Source organism: Pseudomonas sp. URMO17WK12:I7 (genome assembly GCF_003269045.1).
Taxonomy (GTDB): domain Bacteria; phylum Pseudomonadota; class Gammaproteobacteria; order Pseudomonadales; family Pseudomonadaceae; genus Aquipseudomonas; species Aquipseudomonas putida_J.
Map to the genome: position 1 here is coordinate 354,784 of NZ_QLTL01000001.1, position 18,790 is coordinate 373,573.

Consider the following 18,790-nt stretch of genomic DNA (forward strand, 5'->3'; position numbering starts at 1 on the left):
GGCAAACGACGCTTGCTCAGCCCAGACGCAAGCGCCATTGCCCTGTAAAGCTCAACTCGATACGCGATAACGGCAGCACATCGATCCGCTGCGCGGCAGCCAGCGGGCACTCCAGCACCGTCACCAGCGCAGCGCGAATCACCCAGGGATGAGTCACCGCCAGCCATTCCCCCGGCCTGTCGAAGGCCATCAACCAAGCCCCCACGCGTTCGCACACCTGCGCGAACGACTCACCGCCATGGGGCGCGCTGACAGGGTCATTGAGCCACTGTGCCAACGCCTGCGGCTGTTCGGCCTGCAATTGCTTGAGCGGCAAACCCTGCCAATGGCCGAGGGCGCAATCGGCCAACGCCGGCTCGCTCTGCACCTGCGACGACAGCCACGCCGCCGTCTGTGCCGCACGCTGCTCTGGCGCAGCCAGCAGCTGCGTGCCAAGGGTGATCGCCAAAGGCTCCACGGCCAAGGGTAAAATGCCGTCGTCGGGCTGCGCCAGACGCCCGCTTTTCTGGGCCTGGGTCAGGGCGTGGCAGAGCAAGGTCAGGCGTACGGCTTTCACCAGGACGTTCTTCACTGAAAGTCAGGCCGACTGGTTTAACACGCCGGCCGCATTTTTACCGCAACAAAGTCACGCCAATGCGGAACGTCGGGTTAGCATCGCCACTCCAATCAGGCGAAATGCCAGCAGAGACAGACCGATGCCCAGCTCCACACCTAGCCCCTTGCTGCTCGCCCTGCGCGAAGGCACCCGCGACTGCCACAAGGCGCTGGAGGCGCGCCTGCCCTTCTTCAGCCCTGGCTTCGATAGCGCAGCTTACCGTCGCCTGCTGCAGGCCTACTATGGCTTTCATGCCCCCCTGGAAAATCAGCTGAGCGACTATCAGGGGCCAGAGCGCCGCAAGGCCGCGGCCTTGGCCCGCGACCTGCGGGCTCTGGACCTGACTGAAGCCGACATCGACGCCCTCCCACTGTGCCAGGCACTGCCCACCATCCGCGACGAGGCCAGCGCGCTGGGCGTGATGTACGTCCTGGAAGGCTCGACCCTGGGTGGCCAGGTGCTCAAGCGGGCAATGGCCGAGCGCCTGGGCATCGGCCACGACAGCGGTGCAGCCTTCCTCGATGTGTACGGCGAGCTGACCGGCAGCTACTGGCGAAGCTTCCTCGAACGGCTTGGCCAGGCATCGGCTGCAGCGCCGGCACAGGCCATCACGGTACAGGCCGCCATCGACACGTTCGGCCGTTTCGAAGCGTGGCTCGGCCAGCGCAATGTCTTGAATTAGAGCCTGCACTGGGCCCTTATTGGCGTTTTGCCACTGTTAATTCACAGCGGCGGTTCTCGTTCCTTGCTGTATCCAATGACAGCAAGGAAGTCGATTCATGACCGATATGACACGTCGCTCGTTGGTGGGCCTGGGCATGGCCCTGCCGTTGCTGGGCCAACTGGGCTGGGCCGACGAAGCCCCCGCTGCGCCAGGCACCGACCAAGGCCCGGTACGCATCAACTACAACGAAAGCCCCTGGGGCCCAAGCCCCGCTGCCCGCCAGGCGATGCGCGACGGCATCGAGCAATGCGGGCGCTACCCGTACAAGGCGCAGTACCGGCTGATCGACACCTTCGCTGCCGAACATGGCCTGGCGTCGTCGCAGGTACAAGTGTTCTGTGGCTCTAAACTAGCCCTGCAGCACGCCGTGATGGCCTTCACCGGCCCCCGGAGCCTGGTGCTCGCCGAGCCTTCCTATGAAGCGGCCGCCGAAGCCGCCAGAAGTCATGGCAGCGCCGTGCATGCAGTGGCCCTGGATGCGCGCCATGCCCATGACATCGATGCCATGCTGGCGGCCGACAGCGCCCCTGGGCTGATCTATCTGTGTAACCCCAACAACCCGACCGGCACGCTGACTGAGCGGTGCGATATCGAACGCCTGCTCAAGCACGCACCGGCCGGCAGCGTGGTGCTGGTGGATGAGGCGTATATCCATTTCAGCGACGCCCAAAGCTGCATCAGCCTGGTCAAGGAGCACCCGCAACTGCTGGTGCTGCAGACGTTTTCCAAGCTCTACGGCATGGCCGGGGCGCGCCTTGGCCTGGCCATCGGGCAGGCGCCATTGCTCAAGCGCCTGGCGGTGTATGACGGCGACAACGTAGCCGCTGCATCGACCTTGCTGGCAGGGCTGGCGAGCCTGAACGACCAGCAGTTGGTGCCACAGCGCAAGGCCGAAAACGCCCGCCTGCGCGACCACACCATCGCCTGGCTCGGCGAGCGCGGCTGGCGGTGTACGGCGTCACAGACCAACTGCTTCATGATCGACATGCGTGGGCCGGCACAGCCGGTAGTCGAGCGCCTGGCCAAACATGGCGTGCTGGTGGGCCGGGTGTGGCCAAGCTGGCCGAACTGGGTGCGGGTGAGTGTCGGCGATGAACAGGACATGCTGCGCTTTCGGGCAGCTTTTGCCAGGGTGACCGCCGGATAGCCGCGTGGAGCCTTGGGCTGCAGCTGCCTGCCAGGCGGAACGCCTGGGCACTCCCGGCCGTCTGCAGTCAGCACTGTTCCCATCGGCTCCAAGCCCTTACCTGTATGCGCCAACGTGATCGGCTGCGACCTGGGGCCGAAGATTACCCCGATCGCCAGCCTGGCGACCTTGCTGTGGCTGCATGTGCTGGCGCGCAAGGGGGTGATGGTAGCGAAGGCGCTCACCATGCCGCTTACTGAGAAAGAGTCGAAGATTCGCGATGCCGCACGCCACATCGGCAACGCACTGCTGAAGTCCACCCGTGATGTAAAAGCGGGCCACCATGGCGCAATACACCGGGCGAAAGTGCCTGAAGTACTCGATCCGCGTAGCAGAGCCAACGGGCTCAAGGATTGACCCGCCACAACCCTGCCATCTGCGTGGTAAACCCCGCACTCATCAACTCCCGCCGCATCGCCCACTGCGCCGTCGCCGGCACCGCCGCACTGCGAAGCGTCCCCCTCCCCCAGCGCCCGTTAACGCCATCGATCACCTGCATGACCCGCTCGGCCTTCACGCTCTGCGTCGGCGTAAACAGATCTCCGGTCACTTCCCCACGCTGGCACAGCTCCATCAGCAGCACCTCGGCCTTGCTGTAGCGAAACCCTTCGCGATATACCCGCTCCACCGCCTCCAGCGCCATGCGTGTCAGCAGCCGCTCGTCATCGGTCGGGTATGGCAACTGCACGACCACGCCGTTGGCGTAGCGCGGCTCATCGGGGTTGAACATGCCGGTGCGGATGCTCACCCGCATCCGCTGCGCCAGCGAGCGCTGCTTGCGCAGCTTTTGCGCCGCGCGCATCACGTAGGTGGCCACGGCTTCCTTGAGCGGCGCGAGTTCGGTCAGGCGCTGGCCGAACATGCGGCTGCAGCAGATTTCCTGGCGTGGCGGGTCGACTTCATCCAGTTGCAGGCACGGCGTGCCGGCCAGTTCACGGGCGGTCTTTTCCACCACCACGCTGAACGTCTTGCGCAGCAGGCCAGGGTTGGCGCGGGACAGGTCCCAGGCGGTGCGGATACCTAGCTCTTGCAGGTGTGCGGTAAGGCGTTTGCCAATGCCCCAGACCTCGGACACATCGCATTTTTTCAACACCCATTCGCGCTTTACCGGATCACGCAGATCGACCACCCAACCGCTCTGCACCGACCAGCGCTTGGCTGCGTGGTTGGCCAGTTTGGCCAGGGTCTTGGTGCCCGCGATACCGACCCCAACCGGAATACCGGTGTGCTTGAGCACCCGGGCGCGGATGTCGCGGCCAAGGTGCTCAAGGTCGCCAGGCATGCCGGCCAGGTCGGCGAAGGCCTCGTCGATGGAATACACCTCCAGCGCCGGGACCATGCCTTCGATCACCGTCATCACCCGCTGGCTCATGTCACCGTACAACGCATAGTTGGAGGAAAATGCCACCACCCCGTGGCGCCGCAGCAGGTCCTTCACCTGAAAGTACGGCTGGCCCATTTTTACCAAAGGCTTGGCCTCGGCGCTGCGGGCGACGATGCAGCCGTCGTTGTTGCTCAGCACGACGATGGGCGTGCGCTGCAGGTCGGGGCGAAACACCCGCTCGCAGCTCGCGTAGAAACTGTTGCAGTCGATCAGGGCAAAGACAGGTGTGGGTTTCATCGGGCGACATCAACAATACTGTATTTATATACAGTTAATCACAACACTCCGCCGATGCCTCCAGCCACTCATCCGATTTGCATCCTGCACACAGGCTCCTACAGTTTCGAACTGTGACAACCCCGCCGAGGCTTCCGATGCGCAGCGCCGAAAAAACCGAGCAAGCCGCCACCGCCAAGGCCATGCCGAAGATTCCTCGCAGTGTCTGGGCGCTGGGGTTCGTCTCGCTGTTCATGGACATTTCCTCGGAGATGATCCACGCCCTGCTGCCGCTGTACATGGTCACCGTGCTCGGTACTTCGGTGGTCGCCGTCGGCGTCATCGAGGGCATCGCCGAAGCCACCGCGTCGATCACCAAGGTCTTCTCTGGCGCGCTCAGCGACCGCCTCGGCAAGCGCAAGCTGCTGACGGTGCTGGGCTATGGCCTGGGCGCACTGACCAAGCCGGTGTTCCCCATGGCCTCCGGGCTGGAATGGCTGATGGCTGCACGCTTCGTCGACCGTATCGGCAAGGGCATCCGCGGCGCTCCCCGCGATGCGCTGGTGGCCGATGTGACCCCGCCCGAACTGCGTGGCGCGGCATTCGGCCTGCGCCAGGCGCTGGACACCGTCGGCGCCTTCCTCGGCCCGTTGCTGGCGATGGCATTGATGTGGCTGACGGCGAGCCATTTCCAGACGGTGTTCTGGGTGGCGGTGATCCCAGCGTTCGTCGCCGTGGCCATTCTCATCGCCTTCGTTCGCGAACCCGAGGTGGCGCCCGGTGCGCGGCCAGTGCGCTCGCCCCTGGCACTGCATGAACTGGCACGCCTGGGGCCCGCCTACTGGCGGCTGATCGGCCTGGCCATGGTGTTCACCCTGGCCCGTTTCAGCGAGGCATTTCTGCTGCTGCGCGCCCAGGACATGGGCCTGGCGCCGTTGTGGGCCCCCGCGGTACTGGTGCTCATGGCCTTGGCCTACTCGCTGTCGGCCTACCCGGCCGGCGCGCTGTCGGACCACCTGGGCCGCCGTGGCGTGCTGATGATGGGGCTAGGCCTGCTGATCGGCGCCGACCTGTTGCTGGCCCTGGCGCCGGGCTGGGCCGGGCTGGCACTGGGCGTGGCGGCCTGGGGCCTGCACCTGGGCTTCACCCAGGGCATCTTCGCTGCGCTGATCGCCGACAGCGCGCCGGCCAACCTGCGCGGCACGGCATTCGGCCTGTTCAACCTGCTGACCGGGGTGGCGCTGCTGGCCGCCAGCGTGGTGGCCGGGCTGTTGTGGGATGGCGCCGGGTTCCAGGCGACCTTCCTGGTCGGGGCGGGGTTTGCCGGTGCCACGTTGCTGGGCGTGACGCTGCTGCGCTGAGCCCGCTCAGGCGGCCGGGTCATGGCTGCGCACGCTGAAGGTCACCACGCCCCAGATCGTGAAGTCGTCACCCTCCATGATGTAGCGTGGCGCATAGCGTGGGTTCTCGGAGTGCAGCAACACTTGCCCGGCAACCCGCTGCAGGCGCTTGCACAGTGGCTCGCCGTTGACGGCAGCAATCACGATATGGCCATGACGCGCCTCGATCGAGCGGTCGACCAGCACCAGGTCGCCATCGAAGATACCGGCGCCTTGCATGCTGTCGCCGTCTATTCTGACCAGATAGATATGCGGTGCGCGCAGGTTGAGCAGCTCGTCCAGCGAAATAGGCTGCTCCATGTGGTCGGCGGCTGGCGACGGAAAACCCGCCGGGATGCGAAACAGATAGCGCGGTACGGCAGCACTGCCGCCCGTGATGGGACCCAGGATGGAAGTCATGAGACGGCCTTGATAGTAAACTGTATGCATATACAGTAAACGACGTAGCGAGTATCCGGTCAATTTCGCCGTAGGGTATTTCGACAAGTGGGGGTACATGCCATGTGCGGACGCTTCGCCCAGTACCAGGGCCTGGCCGACTACCTGCGTGAACTGGACGCCGAGCAGGACGTGATCAGCGGCTACGACAACGTGCCCGTCGGTCGCTACAACGTCGCCCCCGGCAGCCGCGTGCTGATCCTGCATCACGCCACCGATGGCCTGCGCATCGACCCTTGCCACTGGGGCTGGGCGCCGTTCTGGGCCACGGGCAAACGGCCGGCACCGATCAATGCGCGGGTCGAGACGGTGACCACCGGCAAGTTTTTCAAGGCCCTCTGGCCGCAAGGGCGGGCCTTGGTGATGGCCGACGGCTGGTATGAATGGGTGACCGACCCGCACGATCCCAAGCGCAAGCAGCCGTGGTTCATTCGCCTGAAAAGCCAGGCGCCGATGTTCATGGCGGCGCTGGCCGAGGTGCATGCGGGGCTGGAGCCGAATGAAGGGGACGGCTTCGTGATCATCACGGCGGCCAGTGATGCGGGAATGGTCGATATACATGACCGCCGGCCCTTGGTGCTGAGCCCGGAACATGCGCGGGCGTGGATCGACCCGGAAGTACCTGCCGAGGAGGCCGAACGCCTGGCGCGGGAGCAATGCTTGCCGGTGGAGGCGTTCGAATGGTTTGCGGTGGGCAAGGAAGTGGGGAACGTGCGAAACGAAGGGGCTGAACTGATTGCAATGCTCGATGCCGAGCATCAGCCCTGAAACCTGGCTGCCGGTAGCCGGGTTGAGCTGGGGCCACTGCGCGGCCCTTTCCCGACACAAGGCCGCTCCTACAGGGATTGCGCAGCTCTGGACAGCTGTGAAGAACCTGTGGGAGCGGGCTTGCCCGCGAAGAGGCCGGCACTGGCAACCGAGCTGTTGAAGGTTAAGCCAAGACCTCCTGCTGGCGCAGCGACCAGCCCCCCTGCCCGTCCACTTCCAGCCGGTGAGTATGGAAATCGGCCAAGGTACTGCGATGCCCCACGCTTACCAGCAAGGTCTCGGGCATCTCCTTGCGCAACAACGCATACATCGCATGCTCCAAGCCCTCATCCATCGCCGAGGTGGACTCGTCGAGGAACACCACCTGCGGCCGGTTGAACAACACCCGGGCAAACGCCAGGCGTTGCTGCTCACCGACCGACAGAATGTTCGACCAGTCGCAACTTACCGCCAGCCGCTCGGCCAAGTGCGCCAGGTTGACCTCGCGCAGGGCCTGCTGCATGCGTGCTTCGTCCTCCGGCTGGCTGTCGGCCGGGTAAGCAATGGCAGTGCGCAGGTCGCCCAGCGGCAGGTAAGGCCGCTGCGAGAGAAACAACGCCTCGGTGCCCAATGGCCGCCGGACTTCGCCTTCGGCATAGGGCCAAAGGCCCGCCAGGGCACGCAGCAAGGTGGTCTTGCCACTGCCCGACGGCCCTTTGATCAACAGCGCCTGGCCGCCGTGCAGGCGCAGGTCGAGGTCGGCGATCAGCGCATGGCCGTCCGGGCGCAGCACCTGCAGGCCGATGATGTCCAGCGCCCGTGGCTGGTCTTTGGTCAGCACCCGTGGCAGCGCGCTGGCCTGGTCGTTGGCGTCGAGGAAACCGGTCAAACGGTCGAGGGTGGCGCGGTACTGGGCGAAGGTGTCGTAGGACTCACGGAAGAACGACAGCGAATCCTGCACTTGGCCGAACGCCTGGGAGGTCTGCATCACGTCACCCAGCTTGATCGCCCCGCTGAAGAAGCGTGGCGCCTGGAGGATGAACGGGAACACCACTGCCACCTGGCTGACGCCGAGGTTGAAACCGCTGAACTTCAGGTTCCGGAACACCAGCGCCCAGACGTTGCCGATCAGCGCGCCGAAGCGCCCCAGCAAGGTCGCCCGCTCGACCGGCGCGCCTTGGTAGAAGGCAATGTTCTCGGCATTCTCGCGCAGGCGCATCAGTGCATAACGGAAGTTCGCCGTGAGTTTTTCGTTGAGGAAATTCAGGCGGATCAACGGCTGGCCGAGACGGAAGGCAATCCAGGTGGCGATCAGCACATAAACGTACACCGCAAATACCATCGCCCGGGGAATCTCGTACCCCGCCACCGTCAGCGGCGCCGAAAGGCCCCAGAGGATGCCGGTAAAGGCCACCAGCGAAACCAGTGCGCTGACCGCGCCCAGGGCCAGCGACACCGAGTTGCTGACAAACGCGCTGACGTCCAGTTCGATACGCTGGTCGGGGTTGTCCACCGGCTCGGCGAGGAAGCGGCCGCGGTAGTAGGCATCGCCTTTCATCCAGTCGCCGGTCAGGCGCTCGGTCAGCCACACCCGCCACTGGATGCTGAAGGCCTGGGTCACGTAGAAGGTGAACAGCGAACGCAACACGTGGATGGTGGCCAACACCGCGAACACCCCCAACAGGTACCAGAAGGCAGTCTGATCGAGGGCTTGCAGGGCACTGTAGAAGCCGTTGTACCAAAACGAGAACAGCACGTTCAGGCGCACCGAGAACAGCGTCAGCACCAGCAGCAGGCCGAACACCAGCAGCGGGCGCCAACTGCGGCGGAAGGTGAAGTAAGGCCCGGCCAGCTGCCAGAACTGGCTGCCCCAGCGCGTGTAGCGCACGGCCAGGCAGGCAGCGGTGGTGAAGCCGATGAGGGTGACGAACGAGGCAATTGCGAGCCAGCTCAGGCTCTCTTGCAGGGCCTCGTGCCAGTTCATGTCCATGGGAAATATCCGTGACGAGTGTTTCCGCGAGCGTAGCATCGCGGGGGGATTCGTCTTGCATAAATGACGGACATTTCATTTTCCTGTTCCGGCCCCGACTTGCCCGTGAAGGGGCCGGAACAGGCGAGCACTAGGCCAAGGCCTCCACCACCTTCGCATCCAGCCCGTCCTGACCATGGGCAGCAATCCACTCCCCCAGTTGCCGGCGCATCGCCGGTGTCCAGAAGCTCTGCAGATGCTGCCTCACCCCCTGCACCGCCAGCACCCGGTCCGGCTCGCTGTCGAAGTAGTGGGCGATCTGGTTGGCCATTTTGACCAGGTTGTCGCTGCTCATCGGCGTACCTCGGCTTTTTCCGCAGTGCGGCGTTCCTTGAGCAGGCGCCGCTGTTCATCACTGAAGTCCTGGTAGCGTTTCTGCCATTCCGAAGGGTGGAACACCTTCACCACCTCTACCGCCGTGACCTTGTATTCCGGGCAGTTGGTGGCCCAGTCGGAGTTGTCGGTGGTGATCACGTTGGCGCCAGACTCGGGGAAGTGGAAGGTGGTGTACACCACCCCCGGCGCCACCCGCGTACTGACCCTGGCACGCAACACGGTCTGGCCCGCACGGCTGCCGATACCCACCCAGTCGCCCTCGCGGATGCCACGGCTTTCGGCGTCGCTGGGGTGGATCTCCAGCCGGTCGGCATCGTGCCAGGCGGTGTTGCCGGTACGCCGGGTCTGGGCGCCGACGTTGTACTGGCTGAGGATGCGCCCGGTGGTCAGCAGCAGCGGGAAGCGGCTGTTGACCTTCTCGTCGGTGGGCACATAACCGGTCAGCATGAAGCGCCCCTTGCCACGCACGAACTGGTCGATGTGCATGGTCGGGGTGCCGTCCGGGGCGGCGTCGTTGCAGGGCCACTGCAGGCTGCCGTGGCGGTCGATCTCGGCATAGCTGACGCGGTGGAAGCTCGGCGTCAGGCGGGCGATCTCGTCCATTATCTCGGCCGGATGGCGATAGTTCATCGGGTAGCCCAGGGCATTGGCCAGGGCCACGGTGGCTTCCCAGTCGGCCTTGCCGGCCAGCGGCTCCATGACCTTGCGCACCCGCGAGATGCGCCGCTCGGCGTTGGTGAAGGTACCGTCCTTCTCGAGGAACGAACTGCCCGGCAGGAACACGTGGGCAAACTTGGCCGTCTCGTTGAGGAAGATGTCCTGCACCACCACACACTCCATCGCCCGCAGGGCGGCGGTGACGTGCTGGGTGTTGGGGTCGCTCTGGGCGATGTCCTCGCCCTGGCAATACAGCGCCTTGAAACTGCCGTCCAGCGCCGCTTCGAACATGTTGGGGATGCGCAGGCCCGGGTCGGGCTGCAGGGTCACGCCCCAAGCCTGCTCGAACTCGGCGCGCACGCCTTCATTGGAAATATGCCGGTAGCCGGGCAGCTCGTGGGGGAACGACCCCATGTCGCAGGAGCCCTGCACGTTGTTCTGCCCGCGCAGCGGGTTCACCCCTACCCCTTCGCGGCCGATGTTGCCGGTGGCCATCGCCAGGTTGGCGATACCCATCACCGCGGTACTGCCCTGGCTGTGCTCGGTCACACCCAGCCCGTAGTAGATCGCCGCGTTACCGCCGCTGGCGTACAGCCGGGCGGCGGCGCGAATCTGCTCGGCGGGCACGCCGCATACAGGCCCCAGGGCCTCCGGGGCGTTTTCCGCCAGGCTGACAAAATCGCGCCAGCGGGCGAAATCCTCGGTTTCGCAACGGGCGTCGATAAAACGCTGGGCCAGCAGGCCCTCACTGACGATCACATGAGCCAGTGCGTTGAGCATGGCCACGTTGGTCCCGGGGCGCAGCTGCAGGTGCAGGTCGGCACGGGCGTGGGGCGAGTCGACCAGGTCGATGCGCCGTGGGTCGATGACGATCAACCGTGCGCCCTGGCGCAGGCGGCGCTTGAGCTGCGAGCCGAATACCGGGTGGGCGTCGGTGGGGTTGGCGCCGATCACCAGGATCACGTCAGCCTGCATCACCGAGTCGAAGCTCTGGGTGCCTGCCGACTCACCGAGCGTCTGCTTCAGGCCATAGCCCGTTGGCGAATGGCACACCCGCGCGCAAGTGTCGACGTTATTGTTGCCGAACGCCGTGCGCACCAGTTTCTGCACCAGGTAGGCTTCTTCGTTGGTGCAGCGGCTGGAGGTGATGCCACCAATGGAATCGCGCCCGTACTTGAGCTGGATGCGGCGAAACTCGCTGGCGGCGTAGGTCACCGCCTCGTCCCAGCTGACTTCCTGCCACGGGTCTTCCAGGCGTTTGCGGATCATCGGTTTGGTGATGCGATCGGGGTGAGTGGCATAGCCCCAGGCGAAGCGGCCCTTGACGCAGGCGTGGCCATGGTTGGCGCCGCCGTTCTTGTCCGGGACCATGCGCACCAGCTGGTCGCCCTTCATCTCGGCGCGGAACGAGCAGCCAACGCCGCAGTAGGCGCAGGTGGTGATCACCGCCCGCTCGGGCTGGCCCAGCTGGACCAGGCTCTTCTCGGTGAGGGTCGCCGTCGGGCAGGCCTGCACGCAGGCGCCGCACGACACGCATTCGGAAGTGAAGAAGTTGTCGCCGCCGGCCGCCGCCACCCGCGAATCGAACCCGCGCCCGGTGATGGTCAGGGCGAAGGTGCCCTGGATGTCTTCGCAAGCACGCACGCAGCGGCTGCAGACGATGCACTTGCTCGGCTCGTAGTTGAAATACGGGTTGGAGGTGTCTTTCTTCTCTGCCAGGTGGTTGGCGCCATCGTAGCCGTAGCGCACCTCGCGCAGGCCGACCTGGCCGGCGACGGTCTGCAGTTCGCAGTTGCCGTTGGCCGAACAGGTCAGGCAGTCGAGCGGGTGGTCGGAGATGTACAGCTCCATCACATTGCGCCGCAGGTCGGCCAGGCGTGAAGTCTGCGTGCGCACCACCATGCCCTCGGCAACCGGCGTGGTGCACGAGGCCGGGTAGCCACGCATGCCTTCGATTTCCACCATGCACATGCGGCACGAGCCGAACGCCTCGAGGCTGTCGGTGGCACACAGTTTGGGGATGCTGGTGCCCAGCAGCGCGGCGGCGCGCATCACCGAGGTGCCGGCCGGCACGCTGATGCTGCGGCCATCGATGTTCAGGCTGACCTGCACGTCGCTGTCGCGGGCAGGCGTGCCCAGATCGGTTTCGGGGTCGAAGTAATTGATCACTGCGCGGCCTCCGTGGTGGTCAGCCCGAAATCGGCGGGGAAATACGTGAGGGCGCTGGCCACCGGGTAGGCGGTCATACCGCCCATGGCACACAGCGAGCCGTATTGCATGGTGTCGCACAGGTCGCGCAGCAACAGGGCCTGGTCATGGCGCTCGCTGAAGTCGCTGGTCGCGATCAGCCGGTCGACCACCTCCATGCCGCGGGTCGAGCCAATCCGGCACGGGGTGCACTTTCCACAGGATTCCTCGGCGCAGAACTGCAAGGCGAAGCGCGCCATGCTGGCCATGTTCAGGGTGTCGTCGGCTACTACCACGCCGCCGTGGCCGAGCATCGCGCCCATGGCGGCGAAGGCCTCGTAGTCCAGCGGGGTATCGAAGTGGCTGGGCGGTACCCAGGCGCCGAGCGGCCCGCCGACCTGGGCTGCCTTGAGCGGGCGACCGCTGGCGGTGCCGCCGCCATAGCCTTCCACCAGCTCGCGCAGGGTGAGGCCGAAGGCGCGTTCCACCAGGCCGCCGTGACGGATATTGCCAGCCAGTTGGAACGGCATGGTGCCCAGCGAACGGCCCATGCCGAAATCGCGGTAGAACGCCGCACCCTCAGCCAGGATGGTCGGCACCGAAGCCAGGGTGAGCACGTTGTGCACCAGTGTCGGCAGGCCGAACAGGCCTTCGAGCGCGGGCAGTGGCGGCTTGGCGCGAACGATGCCGCGCTTGCCTTCGATGGATTCGAGCAGCGCAGTTTCCTCGCCGCAGATATAGGCACCGGCACCGACCCGCACGTCCAGGTCGAAGGCCTGGCCGCTGCCGGCCACGTCGCTGCCCAGGTACCCGGCGGCGCGGGCGATGGCACAGGCCTGGTTGAGCACACCGATGGCATCCGGGTATTCCGAGCGCACATAGATGTAGCCTTTGTCGGCCCCGACGGCGAGGCCGGCGATGATCATGCCTTCGATCAGCAGGAAGGGGTCGCCCTCCATCAGCATCCGGTCGGCGAAGGTGCCGGAGTCGCCCTCGTCTGCGTTGCACACCACGTACTTCTGCGCAGGCCTTGCGTCGCGCACGGTGCGCCACTTGATGCCCGCCGGGAACGCCGCCCCGCCCCGGCCGCGCAGGCCGGAATCGAGCACGCTGGCGACCACGGCGGCGCCGCCCAGTGCCACGGCATTTTCCAGGCCCTTGAAGCCGCCATGGGCACGGTAGTCGTCCAGCGACAATGGGCGGGTGATGCCGGCGCGGGCGAACAACAGGCGCTGCTGGGTTTTCAGGTAAGGCATTTCTTCGACCGGGCCCAGCGCCAGCGAATGGCCGCCGGGTTGGCCGACCAGCGCGTCGAGCAGCGACGGTACATCTGCCGGGCTGACCGGGCCGAAACCTTGGCGCCCTTGCGTGCTTTCACACTCCACCAGTGGCTCCAGCCAGTACAGCCCGCGTGAGCTGGTGCGCTGGATCTGGACCGGCAGCTGGCGGCGCTCGGCTTCCGAAAGGATGGCAGCGGCTACCTGATCGGCGCCCACTGCGCGCGCTACCGAATCACAGGGGATGAACACCTTCAGCATGTTTCGCCCTCCAGGCAACCCTTCACCAGCACCCGCAGGCGCTCGGGGGTAAGCCGTGCATGCACCTGGCCGTCCAGTTCCAGCGCCGGCGAGCAGGCGCACGCGCCCAGGCAGTACACCGGGCGCAGGCTGATGGCACCGTCGGCGCTGGTGCCATAGTCATCCAGCGCCAGCTGTTCGCGCAGTTGCGCGGCCAGGGCTTCGCTGCCACGGCTCTGGCACGATTCGGCGCGGCACAGGCGCAAGGTGTGACGGGCGGGCGGCGTGGTGCGGAAGTCGTGATAGAAGCTGATCACCCCGCGCACCTCGGCCAGGCTGAGGTTCAGGGCATGGGCAATTTCCGGGACGGCAGCTTCGGGGATGAAGCCGATGGCTTCCTGGATGGCGTGAAGGATCGGCAACAGCGCGCCGGGGGTGTCCTTGTCACGGTTCAGGATGCTCTGGATAACGGGCAGGTGGAGCAGTTCATCAGGCATACAGCGGACCTCGGCATCACGGACCCGGCCTGAATTGTTATAGAGGGCAGGTATCCGGCGTCTTCTGCTGCGGCACACCGGCCACGTCACGGTGGCGTGGGCACGGGGGCCTCCTTGCCGATGGCCGTGCGTCTGCGCGCACTGGGCTCATGGGCATCCCACAAGCATGGCACTTGTGGCGCCGGGGGGTTGTATGCGAACGACCAGGCGCATCCTGAAACCGACCTGCAGGCGTGTGCTGGTTTTGCTCGCCCCATCGCGGGCAAACCGCGAAGCGGCCCTTCAGCCAATCACCACATGGGGCAAGAACCGCGAACTGTCCTTGGTGATCAACGAATCATCTTCGCGGATGCCTATGCCCGAGGCCCTGCCCCCCACCACCCAGGACCCAATGAGCGTATAGCTGTCCGCAAACCTCGGCAGTGGTGCAAACGCCTGCAGGATGTACGGCGCATCAGTGTATGGCCCGTCCTCGAAAACCCGCTCCCCCTCAGCGGTGCGAATATCCACATTGGCCCCTTCCCGCGAGAAATACGGCTTGCGTACCCAGCCCTTGGGCACCGGCAACTGCGGGCTGTCGTCGATAAAGGCCGGCAACAGGTTCGGATGGCCTTCATGCCATTCCCAGAGCAACGGCAGAATGCCTTTGTTGGAAATCAACGCCTTCCAGGGTGGTTCGACGAACTGCGTGTCGCAACCTGCAATTGCCTGGCCGAAGTCCTCGTGGAAGATGTGCTCCCAGGCATGCAGCTTGAACAGCCGCGCAATCGCCCGCCCCTGCAGGTCGACGAAGCGGCCCTCGCCGTTCAGGCCGATGTCCTCCAGGTCGATATGCCGGGTGCGGATGCCGGCATGCTCGGCCATCTTGCGCAGAAAGTCGGTGGTACCGCGATCCTCCAGCGAACCGGAGAGGGTCGAAAAATGGAACTCGCCATGCCCCGGCATCGCTGCAAAGGCCTGCACCAGGTCCTCGGCCAGGGTATTGAACTGGCTCGCATCGGCGGGCAGAACGCCCCGCTGGATCTGCTCCTCCAGCCAGATCAGCTGAAACGCCGCAGCTTCGTACAGCGAGGTGGGCGTGTCGTAGTTGGCCTCGATCAACTTCGCCGGGCCGTTGCCGTCGTAGCTGAAGTCGAAGCGCCCGTAGAGGTGCGCCTGCCCTTCGTGCCATGAGCGGCGTACCAGATCGAAGAAGGCTGGCGGAATCGCCAGGCGCGCCATCAGTGCCTCGCTCTCTACGATACGCCCAACTGCATCCAGGCACATCGCGTGCAGCTCTGTGGTCGGGGCGTGCAGATCATGCACCACCTGGGCCTCGCTGAACTGGTAGTAACCACGTTCGTCCCAGTAACGCTCGCCGTCGATAGTGTGAAAGGCAAAGCCCTCGCGCAGGGCTGTCGTGCGCCAGTCGGGGCGCTCGGCCAGTTCGACCTTGCGCATGCCTACCCCCCGAAGAAACTGCCGGATCTGCCGCCCCAACCGCTGCGCGCCGTGGCCTGGCCACCGAAGCCTCCACGCGTGACCGAGGCCGAGGTTGCAGAACGCGATTCGTTGCGGCTTAAAACACCGTAGCCACCCCCGCCACCACTCGAAGCACTGCTGCTCTCTTCATCCTGCTTCACGCGCTGAATGCCGCCGCCCGTGGCAGCGTAGCGCTGGCCAAGCAAACCGTGCCGCTGGCCTGCACCATCGCGGTAGGCATACAACGGTTGCGCGTTGTAGTGGCGGCCAGCGCTGTTGCCCATCTGCGCAAGCAGCATGCCGGCCACTGCAGCGGTGGCCACATGGCCGTAGCCACCGCCCTGGGCGTAACCTGCGTCGAGCTGAGACTGCGTGACCTCAGCACTGGTCTGCAACTCGAAGCCACTCATGCGCGGCATGTAGCGGCCACCAACGGTGATCTGGCAACCGTCCGGGGTGAATTGCGCCTCGCACTCCGCCTTGGTGAAAAACGTCGGCGCATTGCGCTGATAATCCGCAAGCGCCCGCTTGAAAGCATCGTTGCAGGCGGCTTCGGGCACCTTGTCGGCCACACAGGCCGCCACGCTGTCGTAATTGCTTTGCTGGGTAACCGTGTACAGCTCTTCCTGCGGGCCGCAAGCGGTCAGTGCCAGCGGCAGCGAGCCGGCCAGCACCAGCTTGACGGGGCTGCGTCGGATAGGGGAATTCATGGGGGCTCCTTGCACTTCAGGCCGCTGGGGTCATGCAGGCCGAATTGAGAAAGCCCACGCTGATTGCCACGCTGGCGGCGTAAATGGCCGCAGCCAGTTCGCCTTTGACGATGCGCCTGGACAGGTCGCGCAGCACCAGGCTGGTGAGGCCAAAGGCGAGCAATTGCACCACGGCTGCGATCACCACCCAGGCAACGAAGTCGAGAATGCTCACGCTGTAGGCGATGATGTTGCTGGCCGGCAGCGAGAAACCGATCAGCGAGCCACCCAGGGCGATGGCGGCCGCCGGATTGTTTTCGCGGATCAGCGAAAACTCGCGGTGGGGCGTAATACGCGTGTAGATGAACTGGAACAGCCAGAACAACAGCAGCGCCACACTGATATAGAGGATGAAGCCGGTCACCGCCGAAGCATTGAGTGACAGACGAAGCGCGTCGAGCATGGTGAATCCTTGTCAGGTTACGTTGAAGTCCGTGGGGAACAGGGTGACGCCCAGCGAGGTGGTGAAGGTGAGCGCGCCGTGCTCATCTTCTTCGAGGGAAAACAGCAGGAATTCGCGGCGGTGGAGCAGGCCCGTGTCGCGGGCATAAAGCATCGAAAGGTGCTGGACCCCATAGCGGGTTTGCGGGTTGACCACCTGCTCATGGAACTGGATCAGCTCAGCCTGCCCTTGGGCCTGCCCCCATTGGCGGGAGTAAAGGCAGCCTTCATGGGTATAGATCGGCAGGCCGACCTTGGACAGGCAGCCGACCAGGTACTGCCGGTGCGCCTCGTCGCGCACGGCGATGGCGCTGTGGTAGCCGAACAGCACGATATCGCCTGGCTGGCTGCCGTGCATCAGTACTTGCAACCAGTAATCGTCGTTGTCCAGGTAATAACGCAACAGGCGTACGGACTCGCCAAGGTCGACCTCGCCGCAGGCGCACACTATTTCCGGGCCGGGGAGTTGGAGTTCAGAGTAACCGTCGAGCAACGGTTCGAGCGTTCGGGCAGGTGTGAAAGTACTGCCGTTGCGCAGGCCGAAAGGCGGGCTGGCGCGATTGAAAAGCGACATCAACTACTCCCTGGGGTCGCGGCGTTCCTTGCTGGGGGCGACACCTTAACGGGTTTGACCGCCATGGCCAATACTGATGGTGTGAGCATTCTTGTCGCTGGAAATGTGATGTTACTACCGGCCTCATCACCGCCTTGCCGGCAACGCCCCCTGAGTGATGCGCAGTTCAGGCGACAGCCTGCTCCTCTGCCTTCTCTGCCTCCAGCGCCCTGACCAATGGCAACACCTGCTCCCCGAAGTACGCCACTTCCTCCTGGAAATGCAGGAACCCGGACAGAATCAAATCCACCCCCACTGCCTTCAACGCCACGATGCGCTCGGCAATCTGCTGCGGTGTGCCGATCAGGTTGGTCTTGAAGCCGTCGTTGTACTGCACCAGGTCTTCGAAACTGGACTTGGCCCAGTTGCCCTCGCCTTCCGGGCTGGCGGAACCGGCATGCTTCACTTCATGCCCGAAAGCCTTCACTGCCTCGGGGTTGGCCTTGTCGATGATCTCCTGCAACACCGCCCGTGCCTGTTCCTCGGTATCGCGAGCGATGATGAAGGCATTTACCCCGACTTTCACCGAATGCCCGTTGGCAGCGGCCTTGGCACGAATATCGTCGACCTGTGCCTTGATCCCTTCTACCGTATTGCCGTTGGTGAAATACCAGTCGGACACCCGCGCCGCCATGTCCCGCGCCGCCCGCGAACTGCCGCCCTGGAAGATTTCCGGGTGCGGCTGCTGCAACGGCTTTGGCTTGAGGTTGTAGTTGCGAAAGCGATAGAAGTCGCCGTTGAAGGTGAAGTTGTCTTCGGTCCAGATGCCCTTGAGCGCCCGGATGAATTCCTCGGAGCGGCGATAGCGTTCGTCATGGTCCAGCCACGGCTCACCAATGGCATGGAACTCGCCCTTGAACCAGCCCGATACCACGTTGATGGCGACACGGCCATTGGTGAACTGGTCGATGCTCGCCAGCTGCTTGGCCGCCAGCGCCGGGTTCCAAGGGCCCGGCAGAATGGCAGCGATGACCTTGAGCCTCTCGGTGGCCGCCAGCAGCGCGTGGCTGATGGTGACCGACTCGTGCTGGTTGTCGGCGCCATAGCCGGCGGTGAAGCGGATTTGTGACAGGGCGTAGTCGAAACCGGCCCGCTCGGCGATCTGCGCCAGTTTGCGGTTGTAGCCGATGTCCCAGCTGGTGCGCTGCTCGATGGTGCTGACCACCAGGCCACCACTGACGTTGGGGACCCAGTAGGCGAATGTGATCGGTTGCTGGCTCATGGGAGGCTCCTTGGCAGGACGTGAGAAAGTCCAGGGAACGGAGCAGCAACCGTGCCAGAGCAGAAAGTGCTTCAAGTTCAACGAGATGACGAAAAGATCTGGAGCAGTTGCCTGCCTCTAGCAAGGCAAGCTGCTGAAACACTGTGCGCCAGCCAACACCTGCACCGCTAGCCGAGCCACATGCTGCAAGGTATGGATTACCTTTTGATCTCTCACCTCCAATACATCCGCTTGAATCCGTGCTTTGCCTTTGGCCACGCCTTCCAGGCAGGTGGCCGAGCCGGCGGTGACGCCAAGTCTGCTGGTTGCTCCATCAAAGTCCTTGTCCATTCTCATTCCTCTTGAAAGCGCTGACATCAAGCTACTGCGCAGTCGTTGCAAGAGCGGCCTT

General features: G+C 64.7%; 18 protein-coding genes and 1 pseudogene. 5 read left to right on the forward strand and 14 right to left on the reverse strand.

Going from position 1 to position 18,790, the window contains the following annotated elements; translation table 11 throughout:
• Positions 1-16: 16 nt before the first annotated feature.
• Positions 17-556 (reverse strand): histidine phosphatase family protein, encoded by a 540-nt coding sequence (locus tag H040_RS01800; RefSeq protein ID WP_027919605.1) that lies wholly within the window; start codon positions 554-556, stop codon positions 17-19.
• A gap of 139 nt (positions 557-695) precedes the next feature.
• On the opposite strand from H040_RS01800, the gene H040_RS01805 reads away from it, so the two are divergent.
• From H040_RS01805 to H040_RS01815, 3 genes and pseudogenes are all read left to right on the forward strand, one after another.
• Complete coding sequence (locus tag H040_RS01805) at positions 696-1,277, forward strand: biliverdin-producing heme oxygenase (protein ID WP_027919604.1); 582 nt, start codon at positions 696-698, stop codon at positions 1,275-1,277.
• Positions 1,278-1,374: 97 nt separating this feature from the next.
• Positions 1,375-2,466, forward strand: a complete 1,092-nt coding sequence (gene ptaA, locus H040_RS01810; protein WP_027919603.1) for a pyoverdine biosynthesis transaminase PtaA — start codon at positions 1,375-1,377, stop codon at positions 2,464-2,466.
• A gap of 102 nt (positions 2,467-2,568) precedes the next feature.
• Positions 2,569-2,676 (forward strand): annotated as a pseudogene (locus H040_RS01815) (ArsB/NhaD family transporter); the annotation flags it as partial.
• A 175-nt stretch (positions 2,677-2,851) separates the two neighbouring features.
• Here the strand turns inward: H040_RS01815 and H040_RS01820 are convergent.
• A complete protein-coding gene (locus H040_RS01820) occupies positions 2,852-4,126 on the reverse strand; it encodes a Y-family DNA polymerase (protein WP_027919602.1) in 1,275 nt (424 codons plus the stop codon).
• Positions 4,127-4,263: 137 nt separating this feature from the next.
• Here H040_RS01820 and H040_RS01825 point away from each other — a divergent pair, with 137 nt between their 5' ends.
• Positions 4,264-5,466 carry an MFS transporter gene (locus H040_RS01825; RefSeq protein ID WP_027919601.1) on the forward strand — a complete coding sequence of 401 codons (1,203 nt, stop codon included), beginning with the start codon at positions 4,264-4,266 and terminating at the stop codon, positions 5,464-5,466.
• A 6-nt stretch (positions 5,467-5,472) separates the two neighbouring features.
• On the opposite strand, the gene H040_RS01830 is transcribed toward H040_RS01825, so the two are convergent.
• A complete protein-coding gene (locus H040_RS01830) occupies positions 5,473-5,904 on the reverse strand; it encodes a LexA family protein (RefSeq protein ID WP_027919600.1) in 432 nt (143 codons plus the stop codon).
• A 102-nt stretch (positions 5,905-6,006) separates the two neighbouring features.
• Between H040_RS01830 and H040_RS01835 the strand changes: the two genes are divergently transcribed.
• On the forward strand, positions 6,007-6,711 hold the full coding sequence (locus H040_RS01835) for an SOS response-associated peptidase family protein (protein WP_027919599.1): 705 nt from the start codon (positions 6,007-6,009) through the stop codon (positions 6,709-6,711).
• A gap of 163 nt (positions 6,712-6,874) precedes the next feature.
• Here H040_RS01835 and H040_RS01840 read toward each other — a convergent pair whose 3' ends face one another.
• From H040_RS01840 to H040_RS27215, 11 genes are all read right to left on the reverse strand, one after another.
• On the reverse strand, positions 6,875-8,680 hold the full coding sequence (locus H040_RS01840; protein WP_027919598.1) for an ABC transporter ATP-binding protein/permease: 1,806 nt from the start codon (positions 8,678-8,680) through the stop codon (positions 6,875-6,877).
• A 130-nt stretch (positions 8,681-8,810) separates the two neighbouring features.
• Positions 8,811-9,014, reverse strand: coding sequence for a formate dehydrogenase subunit delta (locus H040_RS01845; RefSeq protein ID WP_027919597.1), 204 nt, complete (start codon positions 9,012-9,014; stop codon positions 8,811-8,813).
• Entirely contained in the window at positions 9,011-11,881 is a 2,871-nt protein-coding gene (fdhF, locus tag H040_RS01850; protein WP_027919596.1) for a formate dehydrogenase subunit alpha, read from the reverse strand. Before fdhF ends, H040_RS01845 begins: the two co-directional genes overlap by 4 nt.
• Positions 11,878-13,437 (reverse strand): formate dehydrogenase beta subunit, encoded by a 1,560-nt coding sequence (locus H040_RS01855; RefSeq protein ID WP_027919595.1) that lies wholly within the window; start codon positions 13,435-13,437, stop codon positions 11,878-11,880. Before H040_RS01855 ends, fdhF begins: the two co-directional genes overlap by 4 nt.
• Complete coding sequence (locus tag H040_RS01860) at positions 13,431-13,913, reverse strand: formate dehydrogenase subunit gamma (protein ID WP_027919594.1); 483 nt, start codon at positions 13,911-13,913, stop codon at positions 13,431-13,433. The genes H040_RS01855 and H040_RS01860 overlap by 7 nt, the downstream gene beginning before the upstream one ends.
• Before the next feature lie 282 nt (positions 13,914-14,195).
• Entirely contained in the window at positions 14,196-15,353 is a 1,158-nt protein-coding gene (locus tag H040_RS01865; RefSeq protein WP_027919593.1) for a glutathionylspermidine synthase family protein, read from the reverse strand.
• Positions 15,354-15,355: 2 nt separating this feature from the next.
• Entirely contained in the window at positions 15,356-16,084 is a 729-nt protein-coding gene (locus H040_RS01870; RefSeq protein WP_050437233.1) for a DUF1190 domain-containing protein, read from the reverse strand.
• Positions 16,085-16,100: 16 nt separating this feature from the next.
• Positions 16,101-16,526, reverse strand: coding sequence for a DUF350 domain-containing protein (locus H040_RS01875; protein WP_027919591.1), 426 nt, complete (start codon positions 16,524-16,526; stop codon positions 16,101-16,103).
• Between the two features lie 12 nt (positions 16,527-16,538).
• Positions 16,539-17,138, reverse strand: coding sequence for a DUF2491 family protein (locus H040_RS01880; RefSeq protein WP_033696365.1), 600 nt, complete (start codon positions 17,136-17,138; stop codon positions 16,539-16,541).
• Positions 17,139-17,304: 166 nt separating this feature from the next.
• A complete protein-coding gene (gene sfnG, locus H040_RS01885; protein WP_027919590.1) occupies positions 17,305-18,399 on the reverse strand; it encodes a dimethylsulfone monooxygenase SfnG in 1,095 nt (364 codons plus the stop codon).
• A gap of 117 nt (positions 18,400-18,516) precedes the next feature.
• Positions 18,517-18,729 carry a hypothetical protein gene (locus H040_RS27215; RefSeq protein WP_027919589.1) on the reverse strand — a complete coding sequence of 71 codons (213 nt, stop codon included), beginning with the start codon at positions 18,727-18,729 and terminating at the stop codon, positions 18,517-18,519.
• Positions 18,730-18,790 lie beyond the last annotated feature (61 nt).